We start from the raw sequence: 4,519 nt of genomic DNA on the forward strand, positions 1-4,519 counted from the left end.
CGGTGAACCCGTCCTGATCGGTGCGGCCCATCGTTTCGGGACGGAGAGGTCGGTGCCGACGGACAATTTCAAGGCCGGTGGCATCGTTTCGCTGGTCGATCTTGGTTCCGGGCGGCTGTCGGAGGCGGTGGTCGACCTCGGCGGCCCCGGACGGCAGACGCTGAGCCATCACCCGGCGACGAACGCGCCGATTGCGGGGGTGACCGTCCCGGAGTGGCAATCGGTCCTGTCACTGGCAAGACGGGCGACCCAAGGTTTGCCGGGGCTGTGCTATGTGGGGTGGGACATCGCCGTGACCCCATCAGGGCCGGTGGTGATCGAAGGCAATGCGGGCCTCGCCAATCCCAACCTCGTCCAGTTTCACGAGCCCGTGCTTTTGCGCGCCGAGGTCCGGCTGTTCTTTGCCGAGAGCGGCGTTCTGAGCCGAAGCCGCCTGAACAGGCTGGAGGCACGCCTTGCTCGGGGAACGACCAAACGCGGGTCGTAGCGGCCCTACTCCGTGACGACTGCCTTGAGGTGCCGCCGCGCGCCGCCGATATCGCCCTTGGCGAGATCGACAACGGCGGCAAAGGACGATGCCGTGCGCTTCGGGTTGCAGGCGGCCCAGGCAACCAGATAGGCCGCAACGCCGATGCCGACGAGAGTGGCGAGGGCGCTCCAGGATTGGTCGAGCGTCAGGGCCATATCGGCACCCGCCACGCACGCAACCATGATGACTGACGGCAGTGCCGCCCACGCCATCACGCGCAGCTGCGTCGCGGGATGCAGACCGGACACGCGATAGACCTGGTAGGAGCCGACCGGCCACAGCACCCACTGGCGCAGCGCCAGTGCCGCCGCCACGCCGACCAGTCCGAACTGCACGCCGACCGAGAGGAACGCGATACCGACGATGATCGAGAGCACGGACACGACCGACAGCGATCCCATCCGCCTGAAGGCGACTAGGACGGCGGTGTTGAAGCTTGATACCGGAACCCTGAGTGTGCCGAGTGCCAGGATTTGCAGGACGGGCGTCGCCCCTCGCCATTCCTCGCCGAAGGCAAGCGGCACGAGGAGGGGGGCCACGACAACGATCCCCAGCACCATGGGCCAGAAGACCCAGGTGGTCAGCCGGATCGACGATGTGATGAGTTTGACCAGATTTTCCTTGTCGGCCTGCAGCCGGGACGCGGCGGGGAAAGCGACGGCGGCCACCGGGGCGCTTAAGACATTGTTGAGCTGATCGAGAAGCCTGCGTGCGACGACGAAGAGGCCAAGCGCCTCGGTCCCCAGCCAATGACCGATGACGAGGCGGGGCAATGCGTTCTGCGAGAGGAACGTCAGCCCATTGTTTTCGATCCGGCGCCCCGAAAACCGGACGACATCGCCAAGTTCCTGCATCGAGAACTTGAGCCCCGGCCACCAGCCCGATGCCGACGCGAGCAGTGCCAGCGTCACGACACGCCGCACGATCTCCATTATCACGAGGCTCCACAGGCCCATCCCGGAAAGGGCGAGACCGATGCCGGAGATCAGCGAGGCGAGAGCCGCGAGGGAGCCGATCCGCGCCAGAGCCGCGAACCGAAGGTCGCGCGCCAGGACCTGATTGGGAACGGATGTCATTGCGGTCAGGAACGGCAGCAAGGCCATCGCGACCAGAACGCTTTCCAGTTGCGGTGCCTCAAAAAACCGGGCGGCGAATGCCCCCGCTGTGGCGACAGTCAGCGAGACGGCGATGCCGATCACGACAAGACCGGCGAAGGCGGCGTTACGGTGGCCGGGCGTCGCGTCCTCTTTCTGGACCACGATGTCAGCCACATGGCCGCCCGTCAGGATCTCGGCGAACCCGACGAAGAGGAGGCCGAGCGCAAAGATGCCGTAGGTCTCGGCACCAAGCAGCCGGGCCAGAATGATCGTCCCCGCCATGGCGAGCAGTGCCTGGATCAATTGGCCTGTCGAGGCCCAGACCGCCTGTCGGATCAGCTTCGCCGCTCGGCTCAATACCGCCGTCCTTCGTTGTTTTCGGGCCTGTACTCTAGCTCGCTTACGATCGGCACAACCTCACGATGCATTTCGCGATATCACAGAGACGTTACCGATTGCATTCATCAAGCCGGGGAATAGTTCGGCCACTGACCCGTCTTTCTAGGACCATCCTGACGCAGTTTTTCGTCTAGGAAGGGAGTTGCCAAGTGGAGGAAGGCGGGAGTGGACACCCAACACAGCAAACGAACGTCGGTCATCCTGCCCACCTTCAATCGCAAACATCTCCTCCAGTCTAGTCTGGATGCGGTTCTGGCGCAGGTTGATGAGCGAGATGAGGTCATCGTCGTCGATGACGGATCGGGCGACGGCACGAACGAGCTTCTCACGTCCTACGGAAACCGCGTCGACACGATCTTTCAGGCCAATGCGGGCAAGGCGAAGGCGCTGAATGCGGGCCTACGGCGGGCACAAGGCCGGTATGTCTGGATCGTCGACGATGACGACATCGTCTGCCCGAAGGCGCATCACGATCTGCTGGCCCTGTTCGGCTGCAACCCTGACGCCGACATTGCCTATGGCCGCCATCGGCGCTTCCGGCAGGAAACGGATGGCAGCGTTCAACTCATTGACACAGGATACTGGAACGACTGCCCGGCGGACGATCTTTTCGTCGCGACGCTGGAGGACTTCTTCGTCCACCAGCCGGGCATGCTCGTAAGGCGCTCGCTTTATCGAACCGCCGGAGATTTCGACGAAGCGCTGCCGCGATCGATCGACTATGAGATGCTGATCCGTCTGGCGCGCCATGGTCGGGCCGTCTCGACCGACAAGGTGATTTTCCATCAACGGTTGCATGACGGCGACCGCGGCCCCGCAGCCGGCCGCCTTAAGGCGCGCGACCGGGACGCGAACTGGGTCGCCCACGACGCACACATCTTTGAGCGCCTTCACGCGACGCTGCCGCTTGAAAGCTACCTGCCGCATCGTGAGCTTTCCAATCCGGAAGATCACCGTCGCGCGCTGCTTCAGCGCGGTACGATCATGGCGCGCAAGAAGAATTGGCAACTGGCCATCGCCGACTTCGACCTGGCACTGCGCGAAAGCGCTGCACCGCTTTCGCGGCCCGAAAAACTGATCCTGCGGCGGGCGACCGGATCGAAGTATGGCTGTGACGAGGCCGTAGGCAACAGGGATATCGATGCCGATCTCGCCGCGCTTCGGGAGAAGCATGTGGAAGGAGGGGCGCTTTCGCGCTCGCTCGCCCGTGGCCTGGTCTGGCGTGTGCGTCATGCGTTGATCAAGGGAGATTTGCGCGAAGGACTGAGATTTGCCGAACAGGCCGCCCGCTGGGCAATCGGGTGATCGCGCAATCTGACCAGTTCTGGTGCATGTGGACCGGCGCGATGATGGTCCGAAGGCCATCAAAAGTTGCCTGGCGTAACTCTTGGGTTACGGTCTTCTGACGGACTCAGCTTGAGTTGCGCAGCTAGGCAGGAAAGCCAGTGAGCGCGCGGCCTGCTCGACCGCAGAGTTTCTCGGGTCTAACGCTATTGCCGATCCCACGCCAGGGCTATCCTCATATCCCGACTGGCCGATGCATCCACATCCCACAAAGTCCATTCATCCTGATCGGTTTCGATCCGATGAGCCGGATATGTCCCGCAAGCCGCGGGTGAGAATGAATACACAAACATGGCTTCCGCGACCTGATCCAGACGAAGGCGATCTCGATCCTGCAGCCCGACGCCCGCCACATGGGCGGGATCACCGAATTCATGAAGGTCGCCGCAATGGCGCAGGCGCATGGGCTCGACGTATGCCCGCATGGCGACCAACAGACCCATCTGCACCTGCTGGCGGCAATCCCGAACGGGCTGATGCTGGAATTCTATCCGCAGGAATTCGACCCGATGCATGGCCGCGTCTATTTGGAAACACCGGAGCTTCAGTCAGATGGCACGGTGATCGTGCCCGACAGCCCAGGCCTCGGCCGCACGCCGAACGAAGCGGCGCTGGCCGAGTTTCGGGTAAGCTGAGGGCATTTTCTCAAGTGCTACTGACGGAGAGCCCGTTTGCGGTGACCAAGTTTCCATTGTAACTTACCTTGATGCATCTCGTCCCACTTCCACTGTCGCAAGCGGCCCTTTGCCGTCATTCGGCCCTCGGCGTCGCCCACTCCAAACCAGCCGTTCATGCATGTCGCAGCATGTCCGGTGCGATAACGTCAGCGTTTAGAACGGAGCGGACCCCGTATCCGTCGTAAGTCTGCCTCGGTTGCCGCAAACTGTACGCAGCGCTAACCTACTGAGCGAGGTTAACTCGGAGGCCGCCATGACAACCCGCTTCAATCCTCCCACCGGCTGGCCTCAATTCGGGCGCGCCTTTAACCACGGAATTGTCGAGCCGGAGGGTAGGACGCTCCGAATGACCGGCCAAGTCGCCTGGAATGGAGAAGGACAACTTGTCGGTGAAGGCGACTGCGAGGCCCAGATCCGACAGTGCTTTGACAACGTTGAACATATTCTGAAGGCCGTCGGCGGACGGTTTGAGG

5 protein-coding genes are annotated in these 4,519 nt (G+C 62.7%); 4 read left to right on the plus strand and 1 reads right to left on the minus strand.

Annotated elements, in window-relative coordinates:
- Positions 1 to 487: sugar-transfer associated ATP-grasp domain-containing protein (locus tag ACRCSW_RS02205; protein WP_438702353.1), on the plus strand; the 487-nt coding region annotated here is incomplete at its 5' end.
- Positions 488 to 492: 5 nt separating this feature from the next.
- On the opposite strand, the gene ACRCSW_RS02210 is transcribed toward ACRCSW_RS02205, so the two are convergent.
- Positions 493 to 1,983: a lipopolysaccharide biosynthesis protein gene (locus ACRCSW_RS02210; protein ID WP_438702354.1), complete on the minus strand. Its 1,491-nt coding sequence runs from the start codon at positions 1,981 to 1,983 to the stop codon at positions 493 to 495.
- Between the two features lie 207 nt (positions 1,984 to 2,190).
- Here ACRCSW_RS02210 and ACRCSW_RS02215 point away from each other — a divergent pair, with 207 nt between their 5' ends.
- From ACRCSW_RS02215 to ACRCSW_RS02225, 3 genes are all read left to right on the plus strand, one after another.
- Positions 2,191 to 3,330 carry a glycosyltransferase gene (locus tag ACRCSW_RS02215; protein WP_438702355.1) on the plus strand — a complete coding sequence of 380 codons (1,140 nt, stop codon included), beginning with the start codon at positions 2,191 to 2,193 and terminating at the stop codon, positions 3,328 to 3,330.
- Positions 3,331 to 3,650: 320 nt separating this feature from the next.
- Complete coding sequence (locus ACRCSW_RS02220) at positions 3,651 to 4,004, plus strand: enolase C-terminal domain-like protein (protein ID WP_438702357.1); 354 nt, start codon at positions 3,651 to 3,653, stop codon at positions 4,002 to 4,004.
- Between the two features lie 295 nt (positions 4,005 to 4,299).
- On the plus strand, positions 4,300 to 4,519 hold a 220-nt coding region (locus ACRCSW_RS02225), incomplete at its 3' end, for a RidA family protein (RefSeq protein WP_438702356.1).

The organism is Tabrizicola sp. (genome assembly GCF_051645465.1).
Classification (GTDB): domain Bacteria; phylum Pseudomonadota; class Alphaproteobacteria; order Rhodobacterales; family Rhodobacteraceae; genus Tabrizicola.